The organism is Methylobacterium mesophilicum (genome assembly GCF_036441335.1).
GTDB lineage: Bacteria > Pseudomonadota > Alphaproteobacteria > Rhizobiales > Beijerinckiaceae > Methylobacterium > Methylobacterium mesophilicum_B.
This window is the reverse complement of record NZ_MLBW01000012.1, coordinates 31486-55645: the sequence shown is the minus strand read 5'-3', so window position 1 is coordinate 55645 and position 24160 is coordinate 31486. Positions and strand designations below refer to the sequence as shown.

Here is a 24160-nt window from a genome sequence, read left to right as displayed (position 1 = left end):
CAACCATCGCGCGAGCAGGTTCGACCCGATGCGCGCCGCCGGCGCGCCCGGGCGCGGTCCGCGCCGGCGTTGGGGATCCCCAGGGACCGATGCAGACTGACGCGACCCGCCCGGCCGCGCCGCCGGATCCCGCCGTGCTCCAGGCCGCGGGCGAGCCTGCCCCCTGGGACGGGGCACCCGGGTTCGGACAGTGGCGGCTCGATCCGCGCACCCGCCGGGTGACCCGGTCGGCGAACCTCGCGCGGCTGCTCGGGACGCCCGGCGCGTGCGACCTGCCGCTCGTCGAGCACGTCGCCTGCTATCATCCGGACGATCGCGCCACCCTGGTCGCGCGTCTCGATGGAATCCTGGAGGGAAACCGGCCGGCCATCCCCTACCAGGCGCGGGCCCGCTTCGTCCGCCCGGACGGGACCGTGCGGGACGCGATCATCCAGGGCCTGCCCGAGTTCGGGCCCGACGGCGCGCTCCTCGCACTGCACGGCCTCATCCTCGACGTGACCGACCTCGTGCAGTCGGAGCGGCGGGCGCGCGAGACCGACATGATCCTGCGCGGCACGCTGGACAGCATGGACCAGGGTCTCGTCGTCCTCGATGCCGACCGGCGTGTGCGCGCGTTCAACCGGCGCGCCGCGGACCTCCTCGAACTGCCAGCCGACGTCCTCCGGGCCGGCGTCGCCCTCCCGGACATCCACGCCTACCAGCGGGCCCGCGGCGATTTCGCGGAGGCCGGGTCCGATCCGGGCCTCGGGCCGGGCGCGCGCGGCGCGCTGCCGCCGCTGTTCGACTGGCGCCTGCCCGGCGGCCTGATCCTCGAGGTCCGGTGCGCGGCCCTGCCGGACGGCGGCACGGTCCTGACCTTCGGCGACGTGACCCAGAGCCGGATCGCCGAGCAGGTTCTGGAGGAGAGCGAGCGCCGCTACCGGCTGCTGGCCGAGAACGCCACCGACATCATCATCTGGTCCGACCTGACCGCCCGCCGCCGCTACGTCTCGCCGGCGGTGCGCGCCGTCCTGGGCTACGACCCGCAGGACCTGATCGGCACCCACCCCCTCGACTTCGTCCATCCCGACGAGGTCGGCGCGTACCGCCGCCTCCTCGACGACCTCACCGGCGGCCGCGCGTCCCGCGCCCTGACCTCCCAGCGCTACCGGCACCGGGACGGGCACTGGGTCTGGCTGGAGATCTCGTTCAGCCTGACCCACGACCGGGCGACCGGTGCCCCGGACGGCTACGTCGCCACCCTGCGCGACGTGAGCGCCCGCAAGGCCGCGGAGGACGCCCTGCGGTTGAGCGAGGCCCGCTACCGTGCCCTGGCCGACGCGCTGCCGCAGCTCGTCTGGATCGCCAGCATCGAGACCGGCGACGCCTCCTACGTCAACCGGCGCTTCGAGGATTACTACGGCCCGATCGGCCCGACGCGCGCCGCGCGGATCGCCCGGACCCATCCCGACGACGCGGAGCGGATGGAGCGGCTGTGGTCGGAGGCCCCCGCCCGCCGCGCGCCCTACGAGGTCGAGGGCCGCCTGCAGCGGCACGACGGCCCCTACCGCTGGCACAAGATCGTGCTCCTGCCGATCTGGCAGGGCGAGAGCATGGTGGGCATGCTCGGCACCGCCCTCGACATCGACGAGATCGTGACCGCCCGGCGCGCGGTGGAAGCTGCCAGCAGCCTGCTGCACCTCGCCCAGCAGGCCGCCCATGCCGGGACGTGGCACCTCGACCTCGACAGCGGCCGGATCGAGTGGTCCCCCGAGAGCGCGCGGCTCCACGGCATCGAGACCGACCGGAACCACAGCCTCGACACCCGGGACTGGCTCGCCCTGATCGACCGCGCCGACGGCGAGCGGGCGATCCAGATCGCCGCGGCGGCCGCGGCCGCGGGGGAGACCTTCTCGATCGAGTTCCGGGTCCCCACCGCGGACGGGGGCGTGCGCTGGATCAACGGCGTCGGGCGCGGCGCGCCCGGGCAGGCGCGGCGGATGATCGGCCTCAACATCGACGTCACCGCCCGCAAGGCCGCCGAGGCGGCGCTCCTCGCCGCCAAGGCGGCGGCCGACGCCGCGTGCCTGGAGGCGGAGCGGGCGAGCGCGGCCAAGAGCGAGTTCCTCGCCGCCATGAGCCACGAGATCCGCACGCCGCTCAACGGGGTGATCGGCTACGCCGACCTGCTCCTCGACGGGACGGATCTCGGCCCGGCGGCGCGCCGGAACGCCGAGCGCATCCGCACCGCCGGGGCCGCGCTCCTGACGGTGGTCAACGACGTCCTCGACTTCTCGAAGGTCGAGGCCGGGCAGATCGAGATCGTGCCCCGGCCCTTCGCCCTGGAGGCGCTGATCGACAACGCGGTGTCGATCGTGCGCCCCCTCGCGGCGGGCAAGGGGCTCGCCCTCACGGTCGCCCAGGGCCCGGGCCTGCCCGACTGGGTCGAGGGCGACGAGGACCGCCTCCGGCAGATCCTGCTCAACCTGCTCAACAACGCGGTGAAGTTCACCGCGTCGGGCGGCATCGAGCTGTCGGTCCGGGTCAGCCCGGACGCCGCCCGCGCGACGGGCGGGACGCGGCTGCGCTTCGCCGTCCGCGACACCGGCATCGGCATCCCGACCGACAAGTGCGGCCGCCTGTTCCGGCGCTTCTCGCAGGTCGACGGCTCGATCAGCCGCGAGTACGGCGGCACCGGGCTGGGGCTCGCCATCTCGAAATCCCTCGTCACGCTGATGGGCGGCACGATCGGCGTCGCGAGCACGGTCGGGCACGGCTCGACCTTCTGGTTCGAGGCCGACCTGCCCGCCGCCGGCCCACCGGCCCGCGAGACCGCGCCGGACGCGGCGATCGCGCGCGCGACCGGCCGCCGCCTCCTCCTGGCCGAGGACGTGCCGCTCAACCAGGACCTCGCCCGGATGATCCTGGAGCGCGCCGGGCACGCCGTGGACGTGGYGGCCGACGGGGTCGCCGCGGTGGCGGCCGTCCAGGCACGGTCCTACGACCTCGTGCTGATGGACGTGCAGATGCCCGTGATGGACGGCATCGCGGCGACCCGGCGGATCCGCGCCCTGGGCGGCGCCCCCGGCCGGCTGCCGATCCTCGCGATGACGGCCGAGCTCGGCATCACCGACCTGTGCCGGTGAACCGATCTTCCTATAGTGAGAGACATTTCGATCGCTCACCAGTTGATGACAAACCGAGCTGAACGCTGTCCGCCACGCCGCATTCTGTCCGGCATGGCCGCAGCTGACAGCGAAGACATCCGCNGACGAGATGACCGCGATGGTCGGCCAGACGCGGATGGGCGATCTCCTGGCGATGCTGGCGAAGGAGCTCGCCGAGCGGTTCGGGCCGGGGGCGCCCGTCGGCGACCGGGCGCGGCTGACGGGCGACGCGCACGCCATGGTGTCGGCGGCCAGCATGATCGGCTTCGTGGATCTCGCCGCGACCTGCCGGACCTTCGAGACGGCCTGCCGCGCGGGCGACGACGTCACCGCGCTGCTGTCCACGCTCCGGGCTCAGGCGGCCGCCACGATCGACGAGATCGCGGTGCTGCGCGCGGCCTGAGCGGGGGCGCCGCCCGGCTGGCGGCCCCGTCGCAGGCCGGGCCCCGGTGTTCCGCACGCCGACACGTTCCTCTCCCGGACCCCGGCGGCGAGGGACGATGTTCCGGCCCGGGCCCTTGCCTTCGACGCCGAGCCTGGCCGAACCTCATCCCCGGCCGCCCGAGTCGCCTCCGCGCCGGGCCGGCCGGAGAGGGGGACATCTCATGACATCTGCCGGTACATCTGCCGGTCCGCACCGCCGCGCCGTCGCGCTGGCCGCCCTGGCCGCCCTGGTTCTCGGCGCGCCGGCGCCCGGCCCCGCCCGCGCGGCCGACCGGGAGGTCACCTTCGCCCACCAGGACATGGTGGTGCCGTTCCGCGCCCTGATGGCCTCCGGGGCGATCGAGAAGGCGACCGGCTACACGGTCCACTGGCGCAAGTTCGGCGGCGGCGGCGACGTGATCCGCGCCATGGCCTCGGGCAGCGTCCAGATCGGCGAGGCGGGGTCGAGCCCGATCGCGGCGGCCGCCTCGCAGGGGCTCGACATCCAGCTGTTCTGGATCCTCGACGAGATCGCCGACGCCGAGCAGCTCGTGGCCCGCGCCGGCAGCGGCGTGACGGGCGTGGCCGACCTGCGCGGCAAGACGATCGCGGTGCCGTTCGTGTCGACCGCCCACTATCAGCTGATCGCCGCCCTGGCGGAGGCCGGGCTGACGCAGGCCGATGTCCGGATCCTCAACATGCGCCCGCCCGAGATCGCCGCCGCCTGGGAGCGCGGCGACATCGACGCGACCTTCATCTGGGACCCGGTGCTCGCCCGGGTGAAGAAGTCCGGCACCGTGGTGGTCTCGGCCGGCGACCTCGCCCGCCGGGGCAAGGCGACCTTCGACGGCCTCGTGGTCGACCGGGCCTGGGCGGCGCGGAACCGGGACTTCCTGGTGACGCTCGTCCGGCTGATCGCCGCCCAGGACGCGGCCTACGCCGCCAGGCCCTGGAGCGCCGACGCGCCGGAAGTGGCGGCGGTGGCCCGGATCAGCGGCTCGGCGCCCGCGGAGGTGCCGGCGAGCCTCGCGGCCTACCGGTTCCCGACCCTGGAGGCGCAGGCCTCCCCGGCCTGGCTCGGCAGCGGGGCCGCCAAGGCCCTGACCGAGACCGCCGCGTTCCTGAAGGCGCAGGGGCGCGTGCAGGCGCTGGCGCCCGATTACGGTCGGTTCGTCACGACGGAGGTCGTGGACGCGGCCCGGAAATAGCCTGTCCCCGGACCGGAGGGCCCATGATCGAGATCCGCAACCTGAGCGTCCGCTACGGCGAGGGCGCCGACGCGGTCGCCGCGCTGTCGGGGATCGACCTGACCATCGGTCCCGGGGAGTTCGTCGTGGCGCTCGGCGCCTCGGGCTGCGGCAAGACCACCCTGCTCTCGGCGATCGCGGGGTTCCTGGCGCCGACCGAGGGCCGCGTCCTCCTCGACGGGGAGCCGGTCCGGGGGCCCGGGGCCGAGCGGGGCGTGGTGTTCCAGCGCCACGCCCTGATGCCGTGGCTGGACGTCGCCGAGAACGTGGCCTTCGGGCCGCGGATGCGGGGCGCGCCCCGGGCGGAGCGGCGGCGGATCGCCCTGGCGATGCTCGACCTCGTCGGCCTGGCCGACTGCGCCGACCGGAAGGTCCACGAACTCTCCGGCGGGATGCAGCAGCGGGTCGGCCTCGCCCGGGCGCTCGCCGGAGACCCGCGCGCCCTGCTGATGGACGAGCCGCTCGGCGCGCTGGACGCCTTCACACGCGAGCAGATCCAGGAGCTGATCCTCCGGATCTGGCACCGGACCGGCAAGATGGCCTTCTTCATCACCCACGACGTCGAGGAGGCGGTGTTCCTCGCCACCCGGCTGGTGATCATGAGCCCGCGGCCCGGCCGGGTCGTCGAGACGCTGGACCTGCCCTTCTCCCGGGCCGCCGTCGGCGGCCGCGACACGCGGGCCGTGAAGTCGGACCCCGCCTTCATCGCCGTGCGCGAGCGCGTGCTCGCGCGCATCCGCGGCGGCGCCGGCGCGGCGCCCGNGGACCCGGCTACGGTCCCGGTCCCGGCCTCGGCGGCGGTCCCGCGGGCGCGGCCCGGAGCCCGCCGACGCGGCGGGATCCTGGTGCCGGCGGTCAGCGCCGCCACGGTGCTGGGAGCCCTCGGCCTCTGGCTGGTCGCCACCCGCTCCGGCTGGGTGAAGCCGCTGTTCCTGCCGCCGCCGGAGGCGGTCCTGGCGGCCTTCGGTCAGGCCTGGCGCGGGGAGATCGACGGCGCCCCGCTCGGGCTCCACATCGGCGACAGCCTGCTGCGCGTCCTCGGCGCCTTCGGCCTCGCCGCCCTGGTGGGCATCCCGGTCGGGCTCGCCATGGGCACGAGCCGGATCGCCCGGGGCATCCTCGACCCGCCGATCGAGTTCTACCGGCCGCTGCCGCCGCTCGCCTACCTGCCGCTGATGATCATCTGGTTCGGGATCGGCGAGCTGTCGAAGGTGCTGCTGATCTTCCTCGCCTGCCTCGCCCCGGTGGCGCTCGCCGCGCGGGCGGGGGTGCGCTCCGCCTCGGTCGACCAGATCAACGCGGCGCGCGCCCTCGGGGCGAGCCGTTGGCAGGTCCTGCGCCACGTGGTCTTCCCGGCGGCGCTGCCGGAGATCCTGATCGGCCTGCGGATCGGCATGGGCGTGGGCTGGACCACCCTGGTGGCCGCCGAGATGGTGGCGGCCCAGGCCGGGCTCGGCCAGCTCGTCCTCAACGCCTCCAACTTCCTGCGCACCGACGTGGTGCTGATGGGCATCCTGGTGATCGGCCTGTTCGCGGGCCTGTTCGAGCTCGCGATGCGGGCCCTGGAGCGCGTGCTGGTGCCCTGGAAAGGCAGACACTAGCGCCGCGGGTCATTCCTCCGCGGGCCGCCGGGACGTCCGAACCCGCTCTCGCGGCGCGTTCACGGCGTGGGGGCGGACGGTGCCGCGCGGAGGCTTTGCGCGTCCGAGGAACCGGCCGGCCCCGCATCCACGTCCGCGTCCCGACAAGATGTGGGGCCCACCAGGCAGCGGACGTGGAGGTCGGCAGAACCAACCCGTCCTGATCGCGTCGGCCCGCTCGCCGGTCGCCCTCATTTGATGCGCTGACGAATCGCGCCCCGGGTCCGTCGGGGGGCAACGCGCGCACGGCCTGGTTCGGATCGGCCTCGGCACCGCTCCTGCCCGGGCAGTTCAGGTGCCGGCCAGTGGAAGGATCCGGGCGTCGCCGCACCGGACAGAAGAAAATTCTCTCCGGCTCCTCCGCTCAACGCTGATGAAAGCCTAGGGCAGGCGATCCGGGCCGGGAGAGACAACACATATATTTGAATACAAGATCTTTACGAACAATTATATTACTATAAAGTGAATACCGCAGGATGATGATCGTCGCGCAGCATCGCCACTGGTTGCGGTGAGATCGGGGATGTCTCGGATGGACCACGCGGACGACGTCGTATCCGAGGCGGCGCTCGTCGCGGCGCTCGAGGCCTCCGGCGGCGTCGGCTTCTGGATGTGGGACATCCTTCGGGACGAGGCGCGGGCCGATCCGGTGAGTGCCCTGCTGTTCAACATCAGTCCGGCCCGGTCGCGGGCCGGGGTCAGCCTGGCCGAACTCCTGAAGGCCGTCCACCCGGACGATCAGCCCCACATCTCGCAGGTCATCCTGGACTGCGTCCGGACCGGCGGCTCCTACACGGCGGAGTACCGCGTCTGCTCGCCGGAGGGGCGGCTGCGGTGGCTGTTCACCCGCGGGCACTTCTACCTGGACCCGAACGGGCGGCCCACCACCGGACGGGGCGTGATCGTCGAGATCTCGGACAGCAAGTCGGCCGGCGCGGCCTTCGCGGAGCGCGACGGGGACACGATCGACGACGCCCTCAACCGCACCGCCGACCTCTGCCTGTCGCTGCACAACACCGTCTCCGTGCTCGGCGACACGGCCCTGGTGGCGCTGACCGAGACGCTGCTCCTCGAGATCGGCAAGCGCCTCGCGGAGCGCCAGCGCGCCGAGCGCAGCGGCGCCCTGCACTGAGCGGGGCGCCGCTAGAGGCCGCGGATCTTCCGCTCGATGCGCGCCGCCTCGGCTTCGTCGACCTCCACCGGCCGGCCGGTGTCGTTGGGCAGCCCGCGCCCCGTCTGGGCGATGGTCTCGTCGCGCCGACCCGGCCGGGACCGGCGCTCACGGCGCGCCGCTGTTCCGGGCCGGGCCCGCCTTCCTGCACCGACGCCGCCCCTCCTCGGTCACGCGCCGGGGCCGCACCGGGGCCGCACCGGGCGACCCGGCGCCTGCGACCTTCCGACCGGAACTTGGCCGCGCGGCACCCGTGTTTGCCGGTTGAATGAGCCCCGGGCTCGCAACCGCCTAGAGGTGAACGCCATGACCATGGACGCCCGCGAGATCTACGTCACGGCCCTGAAGAACACCCATGCTGTGGAGATGCAGGCGCTGCAGATCATGGAGCGGCAGGTCGAGCGCCTGGAGCGCTACCCCGAGATGGAGCAGGCCCTGCGCCGCCACATCGAGGAGACGCACGGGCAGCGCCACCGGCTGGAGGAGGCTCTGCAGAGCCTGGGCGACAGCCCCTCGGCCCTCAAGGAGGGCTTCCTGGGCTTCGTCGGCAACATGATGGCGCTGGGCCACACGCCGGCCCAGGACGAGATCCTGAAGAACACCTACGCCAACCACGCCTTCGAGAACTTCGAGATCGCCGCCTACGAGTCGCTGCTCACCATCGGCGACGCCGCCGGCCAGCAGGGCCACCGGACGGCGTTCGAGCAGTCGCTGAAGGAGGAGCAGGCCATGGCGGAGGCGGTGCGCAAGCTGATCCGCCCGACCACCGAGCGCTACCTCTCCCTGACGGTGTCCGGCGCCAAGGCCGACCGCTGAAGTCCCCCCGTCCCGGCCCCGAAACGGGGCGGGGACGGGGCGGGGACGGCCCCCGCGTCCCCCTTCAATCCCTCCCGAGCCACGCTCGCCCGGCCTGATCGCGCGCCCATGGATACCGGAACCCGCCCCTCGACGGACAGCCCCCGGCCGGAGCCGGGATCCTCCGGCGGAGCCCTGGGGCCGGACTGCGTCCACCTCTGCGTGGACATGCAGCGCATGTTCGCCGAGCCCACCGACTGGCAGACGCCGTGGATGAACCGCGTCCTGCCCCATGTCTGCCGCCTCGCGGCGGCGCGTCCGGAGCGGACCGTCTTCACCCGCTTCATCCCGGCCGCCCGGCCGGGGGAGGGGCGCGGCACCTGGGCGACCTACTCGCGGCACTGGGCCGGCATGACCCGGGAGCGCCTCGACCCGGGCCTGGTCGACCTCGTCCCGGACCTCGCCCGGCTGGCTCCGCCCGCCGAGATCGTCGACAAGACCGTCTACTCGCCCTGGCTGGGGACCGGCCTCGACGCGCGCCTGCGGGCGCGGGGCGTCGAGACGCTGATCGTCACCGGCGCCGAGACGGATGTCTGCGTGCTGGCCGCGGTGCTCGGCGGGGTCGATCTCGGCTACCGGATCGTGCTGGCCACCGACGCCCTGTGCAGCTCCTGCGACGAGGCGCACGACGCCCTCCTGCTGATGTACCGGATGCGCTACGGCCACCAGGTCGAGACGATGACGACCGCCGAGATCCTCGACCGCTGGCGGTGAGCCGGCCGCGCGCCCGCCCTCCGGGCCGGAACATTCGTCCTGTAATGGCCAAGCTCAGGCGAGATCTCCACCCGGCCCCGCCGGCCTTCCCGGTTCACGAACACTCGATCCGTGCGCGCACGCACGCGAAAAACAGTCGCGCCCCATGAACCGACGGCCGGCACGACCGTTATGTTCCTGAACTGGGTTCCGGAGGAAAGGTTATGGCCAAGCACGAGATCCTCGGCTACTTCGAGCACCGCCGCGACGGGGCCTGGGTCTGCGTCCGTCCCTTCACCCTGACCACGCGGGATGCCAGCGTCGACATCCGCCAGGGCATGCGCTTCGACTACGGCAAGCGCGTCGGGGGCGTCGATCTGGCCGAGTACCTCGAGCGCCTGGGCTCGCAGTTCGGCTCCTGAGGCGCGGTCACGCGCGAACCGCACATCGCAGAGCCTTCGACGCGGCGCCGGGCGTGACCCCCGCGCCGCGCTTCGTCGTTCCGGGCGCCGCTCAGGCGCCGCCCCACTGCATCGTCAGGCCGCCGTCGACCACCAGGGTGTGGCCGGTGACGTAGGCGGCCTCCTCCGAGGCGAGGTAGAGGATCGCCCGGGCGATCTCCTCCGGCTGGCCGGCCCGGTGCCACGGGATCCGCTCCAGGGACTGGTCGAGAACCTCCGGCTTCTCGAAGCGGTCGGCGGTCATCGGCGTCTCGATCAGGCCCGGGGCGACGTTGTTGACGTTGATCCGGTCCGCCGCGAGTTCGCGCGACAGGGACCGGCAGAGGGAGCCGAGCCCGGCCTTCGACATGCCGTAGGGGGCGCTCTCCGGCGTCGGCAGGTGCTGGGCCACGGAGGAGACGAACACGATCTTGCCGTTGCCGCCCTGGGCCCGGCGCATCCGGATGAACGGGCGGGCGCAGAACAGCGGCCCCATGAGGTTCACCCGCAGGATCCGCTCCAGCACCGCGTCGTCCATCTCGGCGACCGGCATCCCGCTCATGGCCTGCCCGGCATTGGCCACGAGGATGTCGAGGGTGCCGAACTCGCTGCCGATGCGGTCGAAGGCCGCCGTGACCGCGGCCGGGTCGCCGACGTCGAGCTGGAGCACCAGCGCCCGCCGGCCCGCGGCCTCGACCCGCGCGGCGGTCTCCCGGATGCCCTCGGCGTCGCTGTGGTAGGTGATGGCCACGTCGGCGCCCGCGCGGGCGAGCAGTTCCGCGGTCGCCTGCCCGATGCCGGAATCGGCCCCGGTCACCAGGGCGCGGGTGTCGGTGAAGCGCATCGCGGATCTCTCGCTGGCGCCGCCGTCGCGGCGGGGTGCCTGGGCAATGGGTGTCGCCCGGACCGGTTCCTTGCGCGCGCAGCCGCCGCAGGGGAACCCGACCCGGGCCCGCGTCTTTGACGCCCCGCCGCCGCATGGCCTAGTGAGGACGCATGTCCCTGGAAGATACGACCCGCTCGCTCGCGGAGGAGTGCGCGCCCGACACGCGCAGCCGCATCCTCGCGACGGCGGGCACGTATTTCCGCGAGATCGGCTACCAGAAGACGACCGTGGCCGACATCGCCCGGACGCTGAAGATGAGCCCGGCCAACGTCTACCGCTTCTTCGAGTCGAAGAAGGCGATCAACGAGGCGGTGCTGGAGCGGCTGATCGGCGAGAGCGAGGCGGTGATCCTCGGCATCGCCGACCGGCCGGGCCTCGACGCCACCGCGCGCCTCGCGGCGGCGATCGAGGCCCTGCATCGCGACTGTACCCGGCGCTGCGAGACGTTTCCCCGCCTGCACGAGATGATCGAGGCGGCGATGGCGGAGAGCTGGGACGTCTGCCGCCACCACGTGGCCCGGATCACCGCCGGGTTCGAGCGAATCATCCGGGACGGGGTGGCGCGGGGCGAGTTCGAGGCGGCCGACCCCGCCGAGGCGGCCGCCTGCGTCCACGTCGCCATCGCCCGCTACACCCACCCGCTGCTGGTGGGCTGCTCCACCCTCCAGCCGGTGCCGCCCATGGCGGCGATGACGGCGTTCCTGCTGCGGAGCCTCGCGCCGCGCGGGCCGCTGTCGTAGCGCGCGGCGGCCTACTCGGAGGCCGGTCCCGCCTCCGGCGCCGGCTCGGAGGCGCTGGGCTGCGGGCCGTCATAACCCTCGATCACCAGGATCTCGGCCTCGACGCCGCCGCGCTGCTTGGCCTTGGCGGCCTGGTAGAGGTCGGAGTTCCAGCAGGCGAGGGCGTCGGCGTAGCTCGGGAACTCGATCACCACGTTGCGGGACCGGGCCGGGCCCATCACCGCCTCGTGGGCGCCGCCGCGCACGAGGAAGCGGCCGCCGAACTTGGCGAAGGCCGCGCCGTTGGCCGCCACGTACGCCTTGTAGGCCTCCGCGTCGCGGACATCGACCCGCGCGATCCAGTAGCCCTTGGTCATGCTGCGTCTCCTGCCCTGCGGAGCGAAGTGGGACCGCTCCGCCCGAAGGCAATCCCGCTCGGATCAGGCGAGGTCCGCCACGATCGCCCGCGCCACCGCGCGGGGGTCGGCGGCGCCGGTGATCGGGCGTCCGACCACCACGTGGTCGATCCCGGCCCGGCGGGCATCGCCGGGGGTCATGACCCGCTTCTGGTCGCCGGCCTCGGCGCCCGCCGGGCGGATCCCCGGGGTCACGATCAGCCGGTCCGGGCCGACGACGCGCCGGACCGCGCCCGCCTCGGCGGCCGAGCAGACGAGGCCGTCGATGCCGATCTCGGCCGCCTGGGCGGCGCGCTTGGCGACGAGCTCCGCCACCGGCAGGCCGTAGCCGGCCTCCGCGGCGTCGGCATCGTCGTAGGAGGTCAGCACCGTCACGGCGAGGATCTTGAGCCCCGCGCCCCGGCCGCGGACCGCCGCCCGCATGGTCTGCGGGTAGGCGTGGACGGTGAGGAAGGTGGCGCCGGAGCCCGAGGCCGAGCGCACGCCCTCCTCGACGGTGTTGCCGATGTCGTGGAGCTTCAGGTCGAGGAAGACCTTGAGGCCGCGGCCCGCCAGCCGCTCGGCGAGCGCGAGGCCGCCCGCGTAGCCCAGCTGGTAGCCGATCTTGTAGAAGGTCGCGGCGTCGCCGATCCGGTCGATCAGGGCCTCGGCCGCCCGCACGCTCGGCAGGTCGAGGGCCACGATCAGGCGGTCGCGGGGGTCGGCAATCTCGGTCATCGGCGCGTCCTTCGGAGTCGCGGCAGCGATCCCGCGGAACGCCTGCGCCGTCAATGCCGGCACGGCCACCTCACCCCGCCAGCACCCGCGCCACCTCCGCCTTCAGCACCGGCAGCAGCTCCGCCTCGAACCAGGGCTCGCGCTTGAGCCAGCCGGTGTTGCGCCAGGACGGGTGGGGCAGGGGCAGGACCCGGGGGCGGCGCGGCTCGGCCAGGATCTCCCGCCAGCGCCGCACCGTCCCGGTGAGGCCGCCCGCCATCCGTCCGAGGTGCCAGCCCTGCGCGTACTGGCCGATCACCAGGATCAGCTCCAGGTCCGGCAGGCCGGAGAAGAGCTCCGCCCGCCAGCGCTCGGCGCATTCCCGGCGGGGCGGCCGGTCGCCGCCCTTGGCGTCGAGCCCGGGGAAGCACGACCCCATCGGCACGATCGCGACCCGGGCGGGATCGTAGAACCGCGCCTCGTCGAGCCCGAGCCAGGATCGCAGCCGCACGCCGGACGGGTCGGTGAACGGCTGGCCGGTGCGGTGCGCGCGGGTACCGGGCGCCTGGCTGGCGATGCACAGGCGGGCCGTGGCCGAGCCCTGCACGATCGGCCGGGGCTCCTGGGGCAGGGGCGGACCGTAGCGCGGCGTGTCGCGGCAGAGGCGGCAGGCGCGCAGGCGCGCGGCGGTGTCGTCGAAGGCGGGCATGGCCCGGAGATGGCGTCGCGGCGCGCGAAAAAGAAACGGCGCGGTGTCGCGCCGCGCCGTCGTCAGTCGGGTCTCTTGCCTTGGGGGGAAGGCCCCTCCGTCCTACGCCGATCCGCGCGATCGGAACGTGCGTTTCCTCACGCGCCCTTCGCGCCCGAGAGGTCGAGGGGCAGGGAGCGCAGGCGCCGGCCGGTCGCGGCGAAGACCGCGTTGGCGATCGACGGCCCGAGCACGGGCACGCCCGGCTCGCCGATCCCAGTGGGCGCCGCCTGGCTCGGCACGATGTGCACCTCAACCTTCGGCATCTCGCTCATCCGGGTCGGCTCGTAGGCGTCGAAATTGTGCTCCTGCACCTGGCCGTCCTTGAGGGTGATGCGGTTGCGCAGCACCGCCGACAGGGCGAAGCCCACCGCGCCCTCGACCTGCGCGCGGATCACGTCCGGGTTGACCGGAACGCCGACATCCACCGCCGCCACGATCCGGTTCACCCGGATCGCGGCGTCGTGCGCCGTGACGTCGGCCACCATGGCGACGTAGGAGCCGAAGGATTCGTGGACCGCCACCCCGAGGCCGCGGCCCTGCTCCTGCGGCCTGGCGCTCCAGCCGGCCTTGTCGGCGGCGAGCTTCAGCACGCCCGACAGCCGCGGCGCCTGGGTCAGGAGGGAGAGCCGGTAGGCGACCGGATCGACGCTGGCGGCGTGCGCCAGCTCGTCGATCATCACCTCCATCACGTGGGCCGTGTGGGTGTGGCCGACCGAGCGCCACCACAGGACGGGCACGCCCTCGCGGCCGTTGTGGACGCCGAACCGGTAGGCCGGCAGCGCGTAGGGCGTGTCGGAGGCGCCCTCGACGGTGGTGGAATCGATGCCGTTCTTGACGATCATCGCCTCGAAGGGCGAGCCGATCATGATCGACTTGCCGACCATGACGTGGTCCCAGCCGACCACCGCGCCCTTGCCGTCGATGCCGGCCCGGACCTTATGGAGCACGGTCGGGCGGTAATAGCCGCCGGCCATGTCGTCCTCGCGGGTCCAGACGAGGTGGACCGGGGCCTTCTCGCCGGACGCCTTGAAGACGGCAGCGGCCTCCGCGAGGTAGTCGGCGGTGGGGGTCGCCCGGCGGCCGAAGGAGCCGCCGGCCCAGTTGCTGTGCAGCCGGACCCGGTCGGCCGTCACGCCGAGGATCGCCGCCATCGTCGCCTGCTCGACGGTCTGGAACTGGAAGCCCGCGTAGACGTCGTAGCCGCCGTCGGCCGCCCGCTCGATCGTGGCGTTCAGGGGCTCCATCGCCGCGTGGGCGAGGTAGGGGAAGGTGAACTCGGCCTCGACGACCTTGGCGGCGCCCTTCAGCGCCGCCCGCGGGTCGCCGCGCTCGGACGCCGTCAGGCCCGGGCCCTTGGCCCGCTCCCGGTACTCGGCCAGGATCGCGTCGGACGAGCGGGTCTCGGCGGCGCTGTCGTCCCAGGCGACGGTCAGCGCCTCGCGGCCCTTCATGGCCGACCACGTGTCGCGGGCGATCACCGCCACGCCGGTCGGCACCTGCACCACGTCGAGGACGCCCGCGACCTTCCGGGCGGCCGCGGCGTCGAAGCTCTTCACGGTGGCGCCGAAGCGCGGCGCCCGCGCCACGACGGCCGTGACCTGGTTCGGGCGGCGAATGTCGAGGGAGTAGACCGCCGTGCCGTTCGTCTTGGCGACGGAATCGAGGCGCGGCACCTTCGCGCCGATCAGCGTCCACTCGCTCGGATCCTTGAGCCGCGGCTCGGAGGGCACCGGCAGGGAGGCGGCCGAGAGGGCGAGCTCGCCGAACCGGGCCTGCCGGCCGGACGGGGCGTGGCGCACGAGACTGTCGGCGACCGTGATCTCGGAGACCGGCACCTTCCAGCGGAAGGCGGCCTCGGCCATCAGCATCTCGCGGGCGGCCGCGCCCGCCTTGCGCAGCTGGAACCAGGAATTGGCCACCGCGGTCGAGCCGCCGGTGCCCTGGATCGGGCCCATCAGGGTGTTGTTGTAGAGCGCCGCGTCCGCGGGCGCGAACTCGGTCCGGACGTGTCGCCAGTCGGCGCCGAGCTCGTCGGCCAGGATCGTGGCGAGCCCCGTCGTGTTCCCTTGGCCCATGTCGAGGTGCTTGATCACCACCGTGACGGTGTCGTCCGCGCCGATCCGCACGAAGGCGTTGGGCTGCGCCTTCACGTCGGCGAGGTTCGGGCCGGGCGCGGCGCGGGCGGGTTTCGGGTCGAGCCGGAACGCGACCACGAGGGCGCCGGCGCCGGCCAGCAGGCCGCGGCGGCTGGGACGGGCGGGCAGGGGGCTCGGTCGACGGGCGTTCAGCATGGCGGCGAGGCTCCGGTCGGGACCGCGGGGCGGGGCGGGCGAGGGGCAGAGGAAGGTGGGCGCCGGGACGGATCAGGCGAGGCTGCGCGCGGCTTCGTGAATCGCCGCGCGGATGCGCTGATACGTGCCGCAGCGGCAGATGTTGCCGTCCATGGCGCCGTCGATGTCGGCGTCGGTCGGCTTGGCGTTGCCCGAGAGCAGGCCGATGGCCGACATGATCTGGCCGGACTGGCAGTAGCCGCACTGGACCACGTCGAGCTTGCGCCAAGCCGCCTGGACGGCCTCGGCCACCCGGCCCGACACGCCCTCGATGGTGGTGACCTGCGCGGTGCCGACATCGCCCAGGCGCGTCTGGCAGGCGCGGACCGGCTGGCCGTCGAGATGGACCGTGCAGGCGCCGCACTGCGCGATGCCGCAGCCGTACTTGGTGCCGGTGGCGTCGAGCCGGTCGCGCAGGACCCAGAGCAGGGGCATGTCGGGATCGGCGTCGATCGCGTGCGCGACGCCGTTGACGGTCAGATTCGGCATGGTCGGCGACCCTCTCTCGACGCGCGTGTCCGGGCGCCCCGGATCGCGGCGTGCGGCCGCGCTCGGGCAAGCGGGCCTGCGCGCCAGGATAGCGGGCGCCGGCCCGGACACGATGTGCGGCACCGCACGTCGATCCGGCGCAACGACAGGCTCACCACAGCCCGCGATGCTTAAGATTGAGGGGATGCCGGCAGCCCCTTCTTAACACATCCGCCCCATCCTCACGGAGAGGTTCCCAGCCACCGCCGCCCGCCCGCGCATTCGAGCCGAGTTTCAAGACGCGCATGTCCGATCTCACCGTCGAGATGGTCCAGCGCGGTCGCGGCCCCTCGACGGAGGAGGCGGCGCGCCGCCTCGGGGTTGCCCGCGAGATCCGCTCGGCCCGCGAGAAGCTGACCTCGCAGACCGGCCTGGAGCGGGCCTTCGACTACGAGCTGCTGCGTCACTACGCCCAGTACCGGGCCGGCGCGGGCATCCCGCTGGCGGGGTTCGCGGCGGCCCTGGCCGCGGCGGCGACCTTCTGGATCGCGCCGCCGGTGGCCGTGGCCTGGGCGCTCGGCGTCTTCCTGATGATCACGCTCAACACGACGTTGAGCCGGCGTTTCCTCCGGGCGGACCCGGCGACGATCCCGCTCGCCCGCTGGCGCCGCCGCTTCCTGATCGGCGAGGTGCTGCAGAGCCTGTCGTGGGCCGCGATGATCGGGCTCGGCACGACCGGCGGCTGGACCTTCGCGCTGTTCGGCCTCGTCATCGCCTCCGCGGTCACCACCATGCTGGCCGCGACGGTGCCGCTCGCCGCCGTCGCGGCCCTGGTGCCGCTGGCCCTCGCCACCGCCTCGCTGGCGGCCTTCTCCCGCGGGATGGACCTGCTGATGCTGGTGGTGATGGCCGGCGGCGCGCAGGTCTTCTTCCTCGGCCTGTCCCGCCGCCTCTACACCTCGACGGTGGGCGCCCTGCGCTCCCGCGCCGAGAAGGACGCGGTGTTCGGCGAGCTGGAGCAGGCCAAGGCCAACTCGGACGAGGCCCGCCGCCGGGCCGAGGAGGCCAACCTCGCGAAGTCGCGCTTCCTCGCCACGATGAGCCACGAGCTGCGCACGCCGCTCAACGCCATCCTGGGCTTCTCGGAGGTGATGAAGAACGAGGTGTTCGGCACCCACACGGCGCCGTCCTACCGCGAGTACTCGCACGACATCCACGACAGCGGGATGCACCTCCTGAACCTGATCAACGAGATCCTCGACCTGTCGCGGATCGAGGCGGGGCGCTACGAGCTCAACGAGGAGCCGGTGCAGCTCGCCCACGTGGTCGAGGAGTGCCGCCACATGATGGGCCTGCGGGCCAAGGCGAAGAACCAGACCTTCCACGACCTCGTCGACGCCTCGCTGCCGCGGCTCTGGGCCGACGAGCGGGCGCTGCGCCAGATCGTCTTGAACCTGCTGTCGAACGCCGTGAAGTTCACGCCCCCGGGCGGCGAGATCTGGCTGAAGGTCGGCTGGACCGCCTCGGGCGGCCAGTACGTGTCGGTGAAGGACAGCGGCCCGGGCATCCCCGAGGACGAGCTCGGCACGGTCCTGTCGTCGTTCGGGCGCGGCTCGCTGGCGATCAAGACCGCCGAGCAGGGCTCCGGCCTGGGCCTGCCGATCGTGAAGGGCCTCGTGGAGCTGCACGGCGGGCAGTTCCAGCTGTCCTCCAAGCCCCGCGAGGGCACCGAGGTGGTGGTGACCCTGCCGGCCGCTCGGGTCATGGACACGCTGCCGCCGGTCGAGGTCGAGCCGGACTTCGTGGGCCCCGTGCGCGGCCCCCTCAACCGCGCCGCCTGAGCGGCCCGGCGGGCCGCGCGCCCCGGTTCAGCCGAGACCGCCGAGGGCGCAGATCCGCGCCCACTCGGCCTCGGTCACCGGCTGCACCGACAGGCGGGAATTGTTGACCAGCACCATGCCGGCGAGCGCCGGGTCGGTCTTGATCGCCTCGAGCGTGACCGGGCTCGGCATCGCCCGCACGGCCTTGACGTCGACCATGCCGAAGCGGCCGGTCTCGTCCGTGTGGTCGGGATAGTAGGCGCGGGTCACCGCCACGATGCCGACCACCGCCTTGCCCTCGTTCGAGTGGTAGAAGAAGCCCCGCTCGCCGACCTGCATGGCCATCAGCTGCTTCTTGGCGAGGTGGTTGCGCACGCCGTTCCAGTACGTGCCGGCTTCCCCGGCCGCGACCTGCTGATCCCACGACCAGGTCGCGGGCTCGGATTTGAACAGCCAGTACGCCATCGCTGAAGTCCCAGTAGACCGCCCGGCCGGGCGGCGCGCCCCGCCATAGCCCAGCTTCGCCCCCCGGGGACAGGCCGGCGCGGCCGTGGCCGGGCGCGGCGCCCGCGACCAAGCACAGCCCGCGTAGAACGCCGCGCAGTTCTATCGCAATCCTTGGGCAAATATTAAATTCTGCATGCAATATCCGTAGAGCGTACCTCATACCAATCACCGGTTGCATATATGTTCTCAGTCATCGGTTGTTTTGCCGGGGAACACAATCTGTGGTTGGTATCCCTCGCGGCCCTCGTCTGCGCGCTGGCGAGCGGCACCGCGATGGAGCTGCTCACCCATGCCGGCCGGACCGGCGGCCGCGGCCGCTACGTCTGGCTCGCGGTGGCCGCCGCCGCCGGGGGATCGGGGATCTGGGCGACGCATTTCCTGGCGATGCTCGCCTTCGAGCCCGGGCTGCCGTCGGGCTACGGCGTCGGGCTGACGCTCCTCTCCTACGTGGACGCCGTCGCGATCACCGGGCTCGGCTTCGCCCTGGCCGCGTCCGGCCGGTCGGTCCAGGCGGGCCTCGGCGGCGCCGTGGTCGGCGGCGGCATCGCGACCATGCACTACACCGGCATGGCGGCCTACCAGGTGGCGGGGCACCTCGCCTGGAATCCCGCGCTGGTCGCGGTCTCGGTCGGCCTCGGGGCGGGGCTCGGCGCCGCCGCCCTGGTGGTCGGCCTGTCGGCCACCACAGTCCGGGGTCGGTACGGCGGCGCCGCGCTGCTGATCCTGGCGATCTGCGGCCACCACTTCGCCGGCATGGGCGCGGTGACCCTCCATCCCGACCCCACCGTGGCGATCCCCTCGGGGGCGATCCGGACCGGATGGCTCGCGGCGGCCGTGGCGGTGGCGAGCTGCCTGATCCTGCTGCTCGCCGGCGCCGCCCTCGTGGTCGACCTGCGCGAGCGCCGCCGCGCCGATCTCGAGCGCGAGCGCCTGCGCAGCCTCGCCAACGCGGCCGTGGAAGGCCTCGTCGTCTGCCGCGGCGGCGAGATCGTCAGCGCCAACGAGGCCTTCGCCCGGCTCGCGGGCCTGGAGGCGGCCCTCCTGACGGGGCGGAGCCTGAGCGCCTACCTGCCGGACCTCGTGCCCGGCGCCGGGACGGCCGACCAGCCCCTGGAGACCGAACTCCTCCCGGCGGGAGGCGCCCCCATCCCGGTGGAGGTGATCATGCGCCCGGTCGCCGAGTACGGGCGCCTGCCGCACCACGCCGTGGCAGTGCGCGACCTGCGCGCCCGGCGCCGGGCCGAGAGCGAGATCCACTACCTCGCCCACCACGACGCGCTCACCGGCCTCGCCAACCGCACGAGCTTCCACGCGCGGCTCGAGCGGGAGATGCGCGCCGCGGACGTCCGGGGCGGCCGGCTCGCGGTGCTGTGCCTCGACCTCGACCGCTTCAAGGAGGTCAACGACCTCTTCGGGCACGCGACCGGCGACGCGATGCTGCGCGACCTCGCCCTCCGGGTCGGCGGCCTCCTCGATCCCAAGCAGCTGATGGCGCGGCTCGGCGGCGACGAGTTCGCCATCCTGACGCCGCAGGCGGAGGGACACGTGGAGGGACACGTGGAGGGACACGTGGAGGGACACGTGGAGGGACACGTGGAGGGACAGGCCGAGCGGCTGGCCGAGCGGATCCTCGCCACCCTGGCGGCGGTGCCGGCCGCCTCCGGCCCGGTGATCGCCACCAGCATCGGCATCGCGGTCTATCCCGACGACGCCGCGGACCTGCGCGCGCTGCTGAGCCACGCCGACGCCGCCCTCTACCGGGCCAAGAACGAGGGGCGCGGGACCTGCCGGCGCTACGACGCCAGCATGGGCGCGGAGATCCGCGACCGGCGCCAGCTCGAGCACGACCTCCGCCACGCGGTGGCGCGGGGCGAGCTGGCGCTCGTCTACCAGCCGCAGAGCCGGATCGAGTCCGGCACGGTCACGGGCTTCGAGGCGCTGCTGCGCTGGCACCATCCGGACAGGGGCAGCATCTCGCCGGCCCTGTTCGTCCCGATCGCCGAGGAGACCGGGGCGATCCTCGAGATCGGCGCCTGGGTGCTGCGAGAGGCCTGCCGGGCGGCGGCCGCTTGGCCGAACCCGCTGGCGATCGCCGTCAACGTGTCGGCGGTGCAGCTCCACAACCCGCTCTTCGTCCAGTTCGTCCACGGCACCCTGTACGAGGCCGGGCTGCGGGCGGAGCGCCTGGAGATCGAGATCACCGAGACGGCGCTGATCCGGGACCCGGCCCGGGCGCTCCTCACGCTGCGCCAGCTCAAGGCCCTCGGCGTGCGGATCGCCATGGACGATTTCGGCACCGGCTACTCGTCGCTGTCGAACCTGCGCTCCTTCCCGTTCGATCGGATCAAGATCGACGGCTCGTTCATCAGGGCGGTCCACACCAACCCGCAGGGGGCGGCGATCGTGCGCTCCGTCCTGGGACTGGGGCGCGGCCTCGGGCTCGCCGTGGTGGCGGAGGGCGTGGAGACCGCCGAGGAGCTGTCCTTCCTGGCCGGCGAGCAGTGCCACCTCGCCCAGGGCTACCTGCTGGGTCGGCCGGCGCCGATCGCGCGCTTCGCGGACCACACCCACGGCCAAGGACGAGACCGCGCTGTACCGGCGGCCTCGGTGGCGTGACGGGGGTTGCGGGCGGGGGATGGCGGGCCGGGGCCGGCGCTCAGTCGGTCTCCCCGCGCAGCGGACGGGCCAGCAGGCCGGCGATCACGTCGTCGACGCTGGCCGTGCCCGCCACGATGGCCGCGACGGCCTCCGCCACCGGCATCTCGATGCCCTTGGCGGCCGCCAGCCCGGCGAGCGCCGCGGCCGTGAACGCCCCGGTGCCGGTCGGGAGCTTGCTGTCGTCGAGCCCCAGGCGCCGGAACGCCGCCTCGTCGAAGCCGAAGATGCCCGAGACCGCGCGCAGGTAGCGCTCCTCGGCCTCGTGCAGCGCCCCGTCGGCGCCGGCGATCTGGAACAGGCCGTCGAGCACGTCCTCGAGGAGCGCCGGCTCGTCGCCGAAGGTGGTCGCCAGCTGCTGGGCGTAGGCCTCGAAGCCGTTGGTGGTCTTCTTGGCGAGGTCGAACAGGCGCTCGACGCCCGCCCGCGCGGACGGCTCCACCTGCACGACCCGGCCGCGTCTGAGAAGGCGCGCAGGGCGACCCGGGCGCGGTCCACCACCACGTCGACCACGGCGGCCTGGAAGCTCGCGCAGAGATCGGCGACGTCGCGCTCGGCCAGCGGGGCGATCCGCTCGGCCTCGATCCGCACGGCGGTCTTGAGGCCCGAGAGGGAGAAGTCGGCCTCGCGGCGGCCGAGCATCGGCCGGGGCAGGGCGAAGCGCTCGGGATCGCCGGCCTCGGCCACGCGCTCGACCTCGGGGCCGCCGGGATAGCCGAGGCCCAGGAGCTTGGCGACCTTGTCGAAGGCCTCGCCGATGGCGTCGTCGACGGTGGAGCCGAGGCGCACGTAGTCGCCGACGCCGCGCACGGCGACGAGCTGGGTGTGGCCGCCCGAGACCAGGAGCAGCAGGTAGGGGAAGGCGATGCCGTCGGTGAGCCGCGCCGTGAGGGCGTGGGCCTCCAGGTGGTTGACGGCGAGCAGGGGCTTGCGGGTCACGAGCGCCAGGGTCTTGGCGGTGACGAGGCCGACCAGCACGCCGCCGATCAGCCCGGGCCCGGCCGCCACCGCGATGCCGTCGAGGTCCCGGAAGCCCGTTCCGGCCCGGTCGAGGGCGCGGGCGATCAGCCGGTCGAGCACCTCGACATGGGCGCGGGCGGCAATCTCCGGCACGACGCCGCCGTAGGCCGCGTGCTCGGCGATCTGGCTCAGCACCTCGTTGGCGCGGATCTGGGCGACCCCCTCCTCGTCGACCGACACCACCGCGGCGGCGGTCTCATCGCAGGTGGTCTCGATGCCGAGCACGGTCTTCTGCACGCGCGGAACTCCTTAGTCCGGGCTCATCCTATCCGGCGGCGGTGGCGGCGCGAAGGCGGCCGGCCCATGCCCATGCCCATGCCCGGGCCCGGAGCGTGGTGGATGCGCGCCGCCCTCCGTCCCCGAACGGTGGCGCGCCGGCCGTCGTCAGTCGACGGCGACCATGACGTCGGAGGCCTTGATCACCGCGTAGGCGGGACCGCCGGCGACGAGCTTGAGGGACTCGACGGCCGCGTTGGTGATCGAGGCGGTGACCACCTGGCCGGGGCTGATCTCGATCTTCACGTGGGAGGTGGTCGCCCCCTTCTCCACCGAGACGACCGTACCCTTGAGGACGTTGCGCGCGCTGATCTTCATGGTCTGCTGCCAATCTCCACGAGCGGCACCGGAACGGGCCGCGGGGCGGCCCCGGGCCGGTCTCCTACAGCATGGCGGAGCCCGGCGCGACCGCCTCAGCGCGGATCGGCCCCGGGCGCGCCGGGCTCGTCCTCGGGGACCGGCGCGGCGCCCCAGGCGGCGAGCGCGGCGTTGAGGTCTTCGAGGACGAAGTGCCGGGCGCTGTCCCGGTCGTAGCCTTCCGCGAGGAGTTCGTCGTAATCCGTGAAGACGTGGCGCGCGTAGGCCACGAGGGCGAGGCGGGCCGCCGTCTCGGGGGCGGCCCGGCGCAGGCCCGGGCTCGCCAGCGCCCGGTCGAGGGCGGCCTCCGCCTCGAAATCCGGCAGGCGCGGGGCGAGGCGGGCCAGGGCCGCGGCGACGGCCTCCCGGCGGTTCAGGGGCGGACCGGCGCTCACCGGGGATCTGCCGTCGGCATGATTTTAAAGGTGTGATCGGGTAGGATCGCCGCCAGATGAGGCGGGGCCGGCACAGGATCCTCCGCCGGGGAGATCACGTCCATGGCAATTCTTCGTCCCGCGCTGCTTCTCGGCCTCCTGCTCGGGGCGACGCCGGCGCTGGCCCAGAGCCCGGCTCCGGGCGCGGGCCCAGGCCCCGCCGCCCCGGCCGGCCCCATCGTGGGCGGCCGCCGGGTCACCCCCATGAGCCAGACCAAGCCGACGGGCAACGCCGCCGTCACCGGCCTGCCGCAGCCCGTGAACCAGGCCGAGATGATCAAGGCCCAGAAGGCCGCCGAGGCCCGCTCGAAGGCCTGGGACAGCAAGATGCGGCACACGATGGGCTCGATCTGCCACGGCTGCTGAGGCCCGCATCCCGTCCCGGGTGCCGGAGGTCCGCCTTCGGGACGGGGCTCTCGAAACGCGAAGGGGCCGCCCGAACGGGCAGCCCCTCCATCGGTCGCCGGGGCGACAGGATCAGCGGGAGTAGAACTCGATGACGAGGTTCGGCTCCATCTGCACCGGGTAGGGCACCTCGGACAGGCTGGGGATGCGGGTGACGCGGGCGGTCATCTTGGCGTGGTCGGCCTCGATGTAGTCCGGCACGTCGCGCTCGGAGAGCTGGGTCGCCACGATGACGATCTCGAGCTGGCGGGACGACTCCTTGACCTCGATCAGGTCGCCGGCCTTGACTTGGTAGCTCGGGATGTTGACGCGCACGCCGTTCACCTTGACGTGCCCGTGGTTGACGAACTGGCGCGCGGCGAACGGGGTCGCGACGAACTTCGCCCGGTAGACCACGGCGTCGAGGCGGCGCTCGAGCAGGCCGACGAGGTTCTCGCCGGAATCGCCGCGCAGGCGGATCGCCTCGGCGTAGTAGCGGCGGAACTGCTTCTCGGTGATGTTGCCGTAGTAGCCCTTGAGCTTCTGCTTGGCGCGCAGCTGCGTGCCGAAGTCGCTCATCTTACCCTTGCGGCGCTGGCCGTGCTGGCCGGGGCCGTACTCGCGGCGGTTGACGGGGCTCTTCGGGCGGCCCCAGATGTTCTGGCCCATGCGGCGGTCGAGCTTGTGCTTCGCCTGAATCCGCTTCGACATATCTTTCGCGTCCTCTCGTGACGAGAATGAGGAACGCGCCCTCCTTTTCCCGGCCCTTCGCGGTCCGGGACGACAGGGCGGGAGGATCCCGCCCACGGGTGCGCGTGAAAACGCG

Annotated in this window: 22 protein-coding genes and 3 pseudogenes; 13 read left to right on the top strand and 12 right to left on the bottom strand. The window is 73.3% G+C overall.

The window, feature by feature from the left end:
- Positions 1-89: 89 nt before the first annotated feature.
- The 9 genes and pseudogenes from MMR14E_RS08835 to MMR14E_RS08795 all read left to right on the top strand — a co-directional run bounded on the left by MMR14E_RS08835 (position 90) and on the right by MMR14E_RS08795 (position 9597).
- Positions 90-3125: a PAS domain S-box protein gene (locus MMR14E_RS08835; RefSeq protein ID WP_331313749.1), complete on the top strand. Its 3036-nt coding sequence runs from the start codon at positions 90-92 to the stop codon at positions 3123-3125.
- Between the two features lie 139 nt (positions 3126-3264).
- On the top strand, positions 3265-3549 hold the full coding sequence (locus MMR14E_RS08830) for an Hpt domain-containing protein (protein WP_331313748.1): 285 nt from the start codon (positions 3265-3267) through the stop codon (positions 3547-3549).
- A gap of 202 nt (positions 3550-3751) precedes the next feature.
- On the top strand, positions 3752-4777 hold the full coding sequence (gene tauA / locus MMR14E_RS08825) for a taurine ABC transporter substrate-binding protein (RefSeq protein ID WP_331313747.1): 1026 nt from the start codon (positions 3752-3754) through the stop codon (positions 4775-4777).
- Between the two features lie 23 nt (positions 4778-4800).
- A pseudogene (locus MMR14E_RS08820) lies at positions 4801-5577 on the top strand (taurine ABC transporter ATP-binding protein); the annotation flags it as partial.
- Positions 5551-6417, top strand: coding sequence for an ABC transporter permease subunit (locus MMR14E_RS08815; RefSeq protein ID WP_331313814.1), 867 nt, complete (start codon positions 5551-5553; stop codon positions 6415-6417). The pseudogene MMR14E_RS08820 and the gene MMR14E_RS08815, both read left to right, overlap by 27 nt.
- 571 nt (positions 6418-6988) lie before the next feature.
- Entirely contained in the window at positions 6989-7588 is a 600-nt protein-coding gene (locus MMR14E_RS08810) for a PAS domain-containing protein (RefSeq protein WP_331313746.1), read from the top strand.
- A 345-nt stretch (positions 7589-7933) separates the two neighbouring features.
- Entirely contained in the window at positions 7934-8443 is a 510-nt protein-coding gene (locus tag MMR14E_RS08805) for a ferritin-like domain-containing protein (RefSeq protein ID WP_331313745.1), read from the top strand.
- 108 nt (positions 8444-8551) lie between these two features.
- A complete protein-coding gene (locus tag MMR14E_RS08800; RefSeq protein ID WP_331313744.1) occupies positions 8552-9196 on the top strand; it encodes an isochorismatase family cysteine hydrolase in 645 nt (214 codons plus the stop codon).
- Between the two features lie 203 nt (positions 9197-9399).
- Positions 9400-9597, top strand: a complete 198-nt coding sequence (locus MMR14E_RS08795; protein WP_012318739.1) for a hypothetical protein — start codon at positions 9400-9402, stop codon at positions 9595-9597.
- 91 nt (positions 9598-9688) lie between these two features.
- On the opposite strand, the gene MMR14E_RS08790 is transcribed toward MMR14E_RS08795, so the two are convergent.
- Positions 9689-10459 carry a glucose 1-dehydrogenase gene (locus tag MMR14E_RS08790; protein WP_331313743.1) on the bottom strand — a complete coding sequence of 257 codons (771 nt, stop codon included), beginning with the start codon at positions 10457-10459 and terminating at the stop codon, positions 9689-9691.
- Positions 10460-10611: 152 nt separating this feature from the next.
- Between MMR14E_RS08790 and MMR14E_RS08785 the strand changes: the two genes are divergently transcribed.
- Positions 10612-11241, top strand: a complete 630-nt coding sequence (locus MMR14E_RS08785; protein WP_331313742.1) for a TetR/AcrR family transcriptional regulator — start codon at positions 10612-10614, stop codon at positions 11239-11241.
- An 11-nt stretch (positions 11242-11252) separates the two neighbouring features.
- Here the strand turns inward: MMR14E_RS08785 and MMR14E_RS08780 are convergent, their stop codons facing one another.
- From MMR14E_RS08780 to MMR14E_RS08760, 5 genes are all read right to left on the bottom strand, one after another.
- Entirely contained in the window at positions 11253-11597 is a 345-nt protein-coding gene (locus tag MMR14E_RS08780; RefSeq protein ID WP_043346068.1) for a DUF1330 domain-containing protein, read from the bottom strand.
- Between the two features lie 63 nt (positions 11598-11660).
- Complete coding sequence (gene pyrF / locus MMR14E_RS08775; RefSeq protein ID WP_331313741.1) at positions 11661-12353, bottom strand: orotidine-5'-phosphate decarboxylase; 693 nt, start codon at positions 12351-12353, stop codon at positions 11661-11663.
- Between the two features lie 70 nt (positions 12354-12423).
- Positions 12424-13041, bottom strand: coding sequence for a uracil-DNA glycosylase family protein (locus tag MMR14E_RS08770; RefSeq protein WP_331313740.1), 618 nt, complete (start codon positions 13039-13041; stop codon positions 12424-12426).
- Positions 13042-13178: 137 nt separating this feature from the next.
- Positions 13179-15374 (bottom strand): xanthine dehydrogenase family protein molybdopterin-binding subunit, encoded by a 2196-nt coding sequence (locus tag MMR14E_RS08765; RefSeq protein WP_331313739.1) that lies wholly within the window; start codon positions 15372-15374, stop codon positions 13179-13181.
- Between the two features lie 72 nt (positions 15375-15446).
- Positions 15447-15902 carry a (2Fe-2S)-binding protein gene (locus MMR14E_RS08760; RefSeq protein ID WP_103984994.1) on the bottom strand — a complete coding sequence of 152 codons (456 nt, stop codon included), beginning with the start codon at positions 15900-15902 and terminating at the stop codon, positions 15447-15449.
- A 284-nt stretch (positions 15903-16186) separates the two neighbouring features.
- Between MMR14E_RS08760 and MMR14E_RS08755 the strand changes: the two genes are divergently transcribed.
- Positions 16187-17722 (top strand): HAMP domain-containing sensor histidine kinase, encoded by a 1536-nt coding sequence (locus tag MMR14E_RS08755; protein ID WP_331313738.1) that lies wholly within the window; start codon positions 16187-16189, stop codon positions 17720-17722.
- A 27-nt stretch (positions 17723-17749) separates the two neighbouring features.
- On the opposite strand, the gene MMR14E_RS08750 is transcribed toward MMR14E_RS08755, so the two are convergent.
- Positions 17750-18166, bottom strand: a complete 417-nt coding sequence (locus tag MMR14E_RS08750) for an EVE domain-containing protein (RefSeq protein ID WP_331313737.1) — start codon at positions 18164-18166, stop codon at positions 17750-17752.
- A 222-nt stretch (positions 18167-18388) separates the two neighbouring features.
- Here MMR14E_RS08750 and MMR14E_RS08745 point away from each other — a divergent pair, with 222 nt between their 5' ends.
- Complete coding sequence (locus tag MMR14E_RS08745; protein ID WP_331313736.1) at positions 18389-20824, top strand: EAL domain-containing protein; 2436 nt, start codon at positions 18389-18391, stop codon at positions 20822-20824.
- Between the two features lie 40 nt (positions 20825-20864).
- On the opposite strand, the pseudogene MMR14E_RS29205 reads toward MMR14E_RS08745, so the two are convergent.
- From MMR14E_RS29205 to MMR14E_RS08725, 4 genes and pseudogenes are all read right to left on the bottom strand, one after another.
- Positions 20865-21320 (bottom strand): annotated as a pseudogene (locus tag MMR14E_RS29205) (TerB family tellurite resistance protein); the annotation flags it as partial.
- Positions 21314-22120 (bottom strand): annotated as a pseudogene (tsaD, locus tag MMR14E_RS08735) (tRNA (adenosine(37)-N6)-threonylcarbamoyltransferase complex transferase subunit TsaD); the annotation flags it as partial. The pseudogenes tsaD and MMR14E_RS29205, both read right to left, overlap by 7 nt.
- Before the next feature lie 147 nt (positions 22121-22267).
- Positions 22268-22477, bottom strand: coding sequence for a TOBE domain-containing protein (locus MMR14E_RS08730; protein WP_010686190.1), 210 nt, complete (start codon positions 22475-22477; stop codon positions 22268-22270).
- A gap of 95 nt (positions 22478-22572) precedes the next feature.
- A complete protein-coding gene (locus MMR14E_RS08725; RefSeq protein WP_042670839.1) occupies positions 22573-22911 on the bottom strand; it encodes a DUF2293 domain-containing protein in 339 nt (112 codons plus the stop codon).
- Positions 22912-23013: 102 nt separating this feature from the next.
- On the opposite strand from MMR14E_RS08725, the gene MMR14E_RS08720 reads away from it, so the two are divergent.
- A complete protein-coding gene (locus tag MMR14E_RS08720; protein ID WP_331313735.1) occupies positions 23014-23316 on the top strand; it encodes a hypothetical protein in 303 nt (100 codons plus the stop codon).
- A gap of 111 nt (positions 23317-23427) precedes the next feature.
- On the opposite strand, the gene rpsD is transcribed toward MMR14E_RS08720, so the two are convergent.
- Positions 23428-24045, bottom strand: a complete 618-nt coding sequence (gene rpsD / locus MMR14E_RS08715; protein WP_010686187.1) for a 30S ribosomal protein S4 — start codon at positions 24043-24045, stop codon at positions 23428-23430.
- Between the last annotated feature and the right edge of the window lie 115 nt (positions 24046-24160).

What these genes read in the sequence shown, in the direction of transcription:
- MMR14E_RS08830 (WP_331313748.1), top strand. Translation starts at nt 3,265, where the DNA reads ATGGTCGGCCAGACGCGGATGGGCGATCTCCTGGCGATGCTGGCGAAG.
- MMR14E_RS08745 (WP_331313736.1), top strand. Translation starts at nt 18,389, where the DNA reads ATGTTCTCAGTCATCGGTTGTTTTGCCGGGGAACACAATCTGTGGTTG.
- MMR14E_RS08730 (WP_010686190.1), bottom strand. Translation starts at nt 22,477, where the DNA reads ATGAAGATCAGCGCGCGCAACGTCCTCAAGGGTACGGTCGTCTCGGTG.
- pyrF (WP_331313741.1), bottom strand. Translation starts at nt 12,353, where the DNA reads ATGACCGAGATTGCCGACCCCCGCGACCGCCTGATCGTGGCCCTCGAC.
- MMR14E_RS08810 (WP_331313746.1), top strand. Translation starts at nt 6,989, where the DNA reads ATGGACCACGCGGACGACGTCGTATCCGAGGCGGCGCTCGTCGCGGCG.
- MMR14E_RS08770 (WP_331313740.1), bottom strand. Translation starts at nt 13,041, where the DNA reads ATGCCCGCCTTCGACGACACCGCCGCGCGCCTGCGCGCCTGCCGCCTC.
- MMR14E_RS08760 (WP_103984994.1), bottom strand. Translation starts at nt 15,902, where the DNA reads ATGCCGAATCTGACCGTCAACGGCGTCGCGCACGCGATCGACGCCGAT.
- MMR14E_RS08755 (WP_331313738.1), top strand. Translation starts at nt 16,187, where the DNA reads ATGTCCGATCTCACCGTCGAGATGGTCCAGCGCGGTCGCGGCCCCTCG.
- rpsD (WP_010686187.1), bottom strand. Translation starts at nt 24,045, where the DNA reads ATGTCGAAGCGGATTCAGGCGAAGCACAAGCTCGACCGCCGCATGGGC.
- MMR14E_RS08790 (WP_331313743.1), bottom strand. Translation starts at nt 10,459, where the DNA reads ATGCGCTTCACCGACACCCGCGCCCTGGTGACCGGGGCCGATTCCGGC.
- MMR14E_RS08805 (WP_331313745.1), top strand. Translation starts at nt 7,934, where the DNA reads ATGACCATGGACGCCCGCGAGATCTACGTCACGGCCCTGAAGAACACC.
- MMR14E_RS08750 (WP_331313737.1), bottom strand. Translation starts at nt 18,166, where the DNA reads ATGGCGTACTGGCTGTTCAAATCCGAGCCCGCGACCTGGTCGTGGGAT.
- MMR14E_RS08720 (WP_331313735.1), top strand. Translation starts at nt 23,014, where the DNA reads ATGGCAATTCTTCGTCCCGCGCTGCTTCTCGGCCTCCTGCTCGGGGCG.
- tauA (WP_331313747.1), top strand. Translation starts at nt 3,752, where the DNA reads ATGACATCTGCCGGTACATCTGCCGGTCCGCACCGCCGCGCCGTCGCG.
- MMR14E_RS08800 (WP_331313744.1), top strand. Translation starts at nt 8,552, where the DNA reads ATGGATACCGGAACCCGCCCCTCGACGGACAGCCCCCGGCCGGAGCCG.
- MMR14E_RS08780 (WP_043346068.1), bottom strand. Translation starts at nt 11,597, where the DNA reads ATGACCAAGGGCTACTGGATCGCGCGGGTCGATGTCCGCGACGCGGAG.
- MMR14E_RS08795 (WP_012318739.1), top strand. Translation starts at nt 9,400, where the DNA reads ATGGCCAAGCACGAGATCCTCGGCTACTTCGAGCACCGCCGCGACGGG.
- MMR14E_RS08765 (WP_331313739.1), bottom strand. Translation starts at nt 15,374, where the DNA reads ATGCTGAACGCCCGTCGACCGAGCCCCCTGCCCGCCCGTCCCAGCCGC.
- MMR14E_RS08785 (WP_331313742.1), top strand. Translation starts at nt 10,612, where the DNA reads ATGTCCCTGGAAGATACGACCCGCTCGCTCGCGGAGGAGTGCGCGCCC.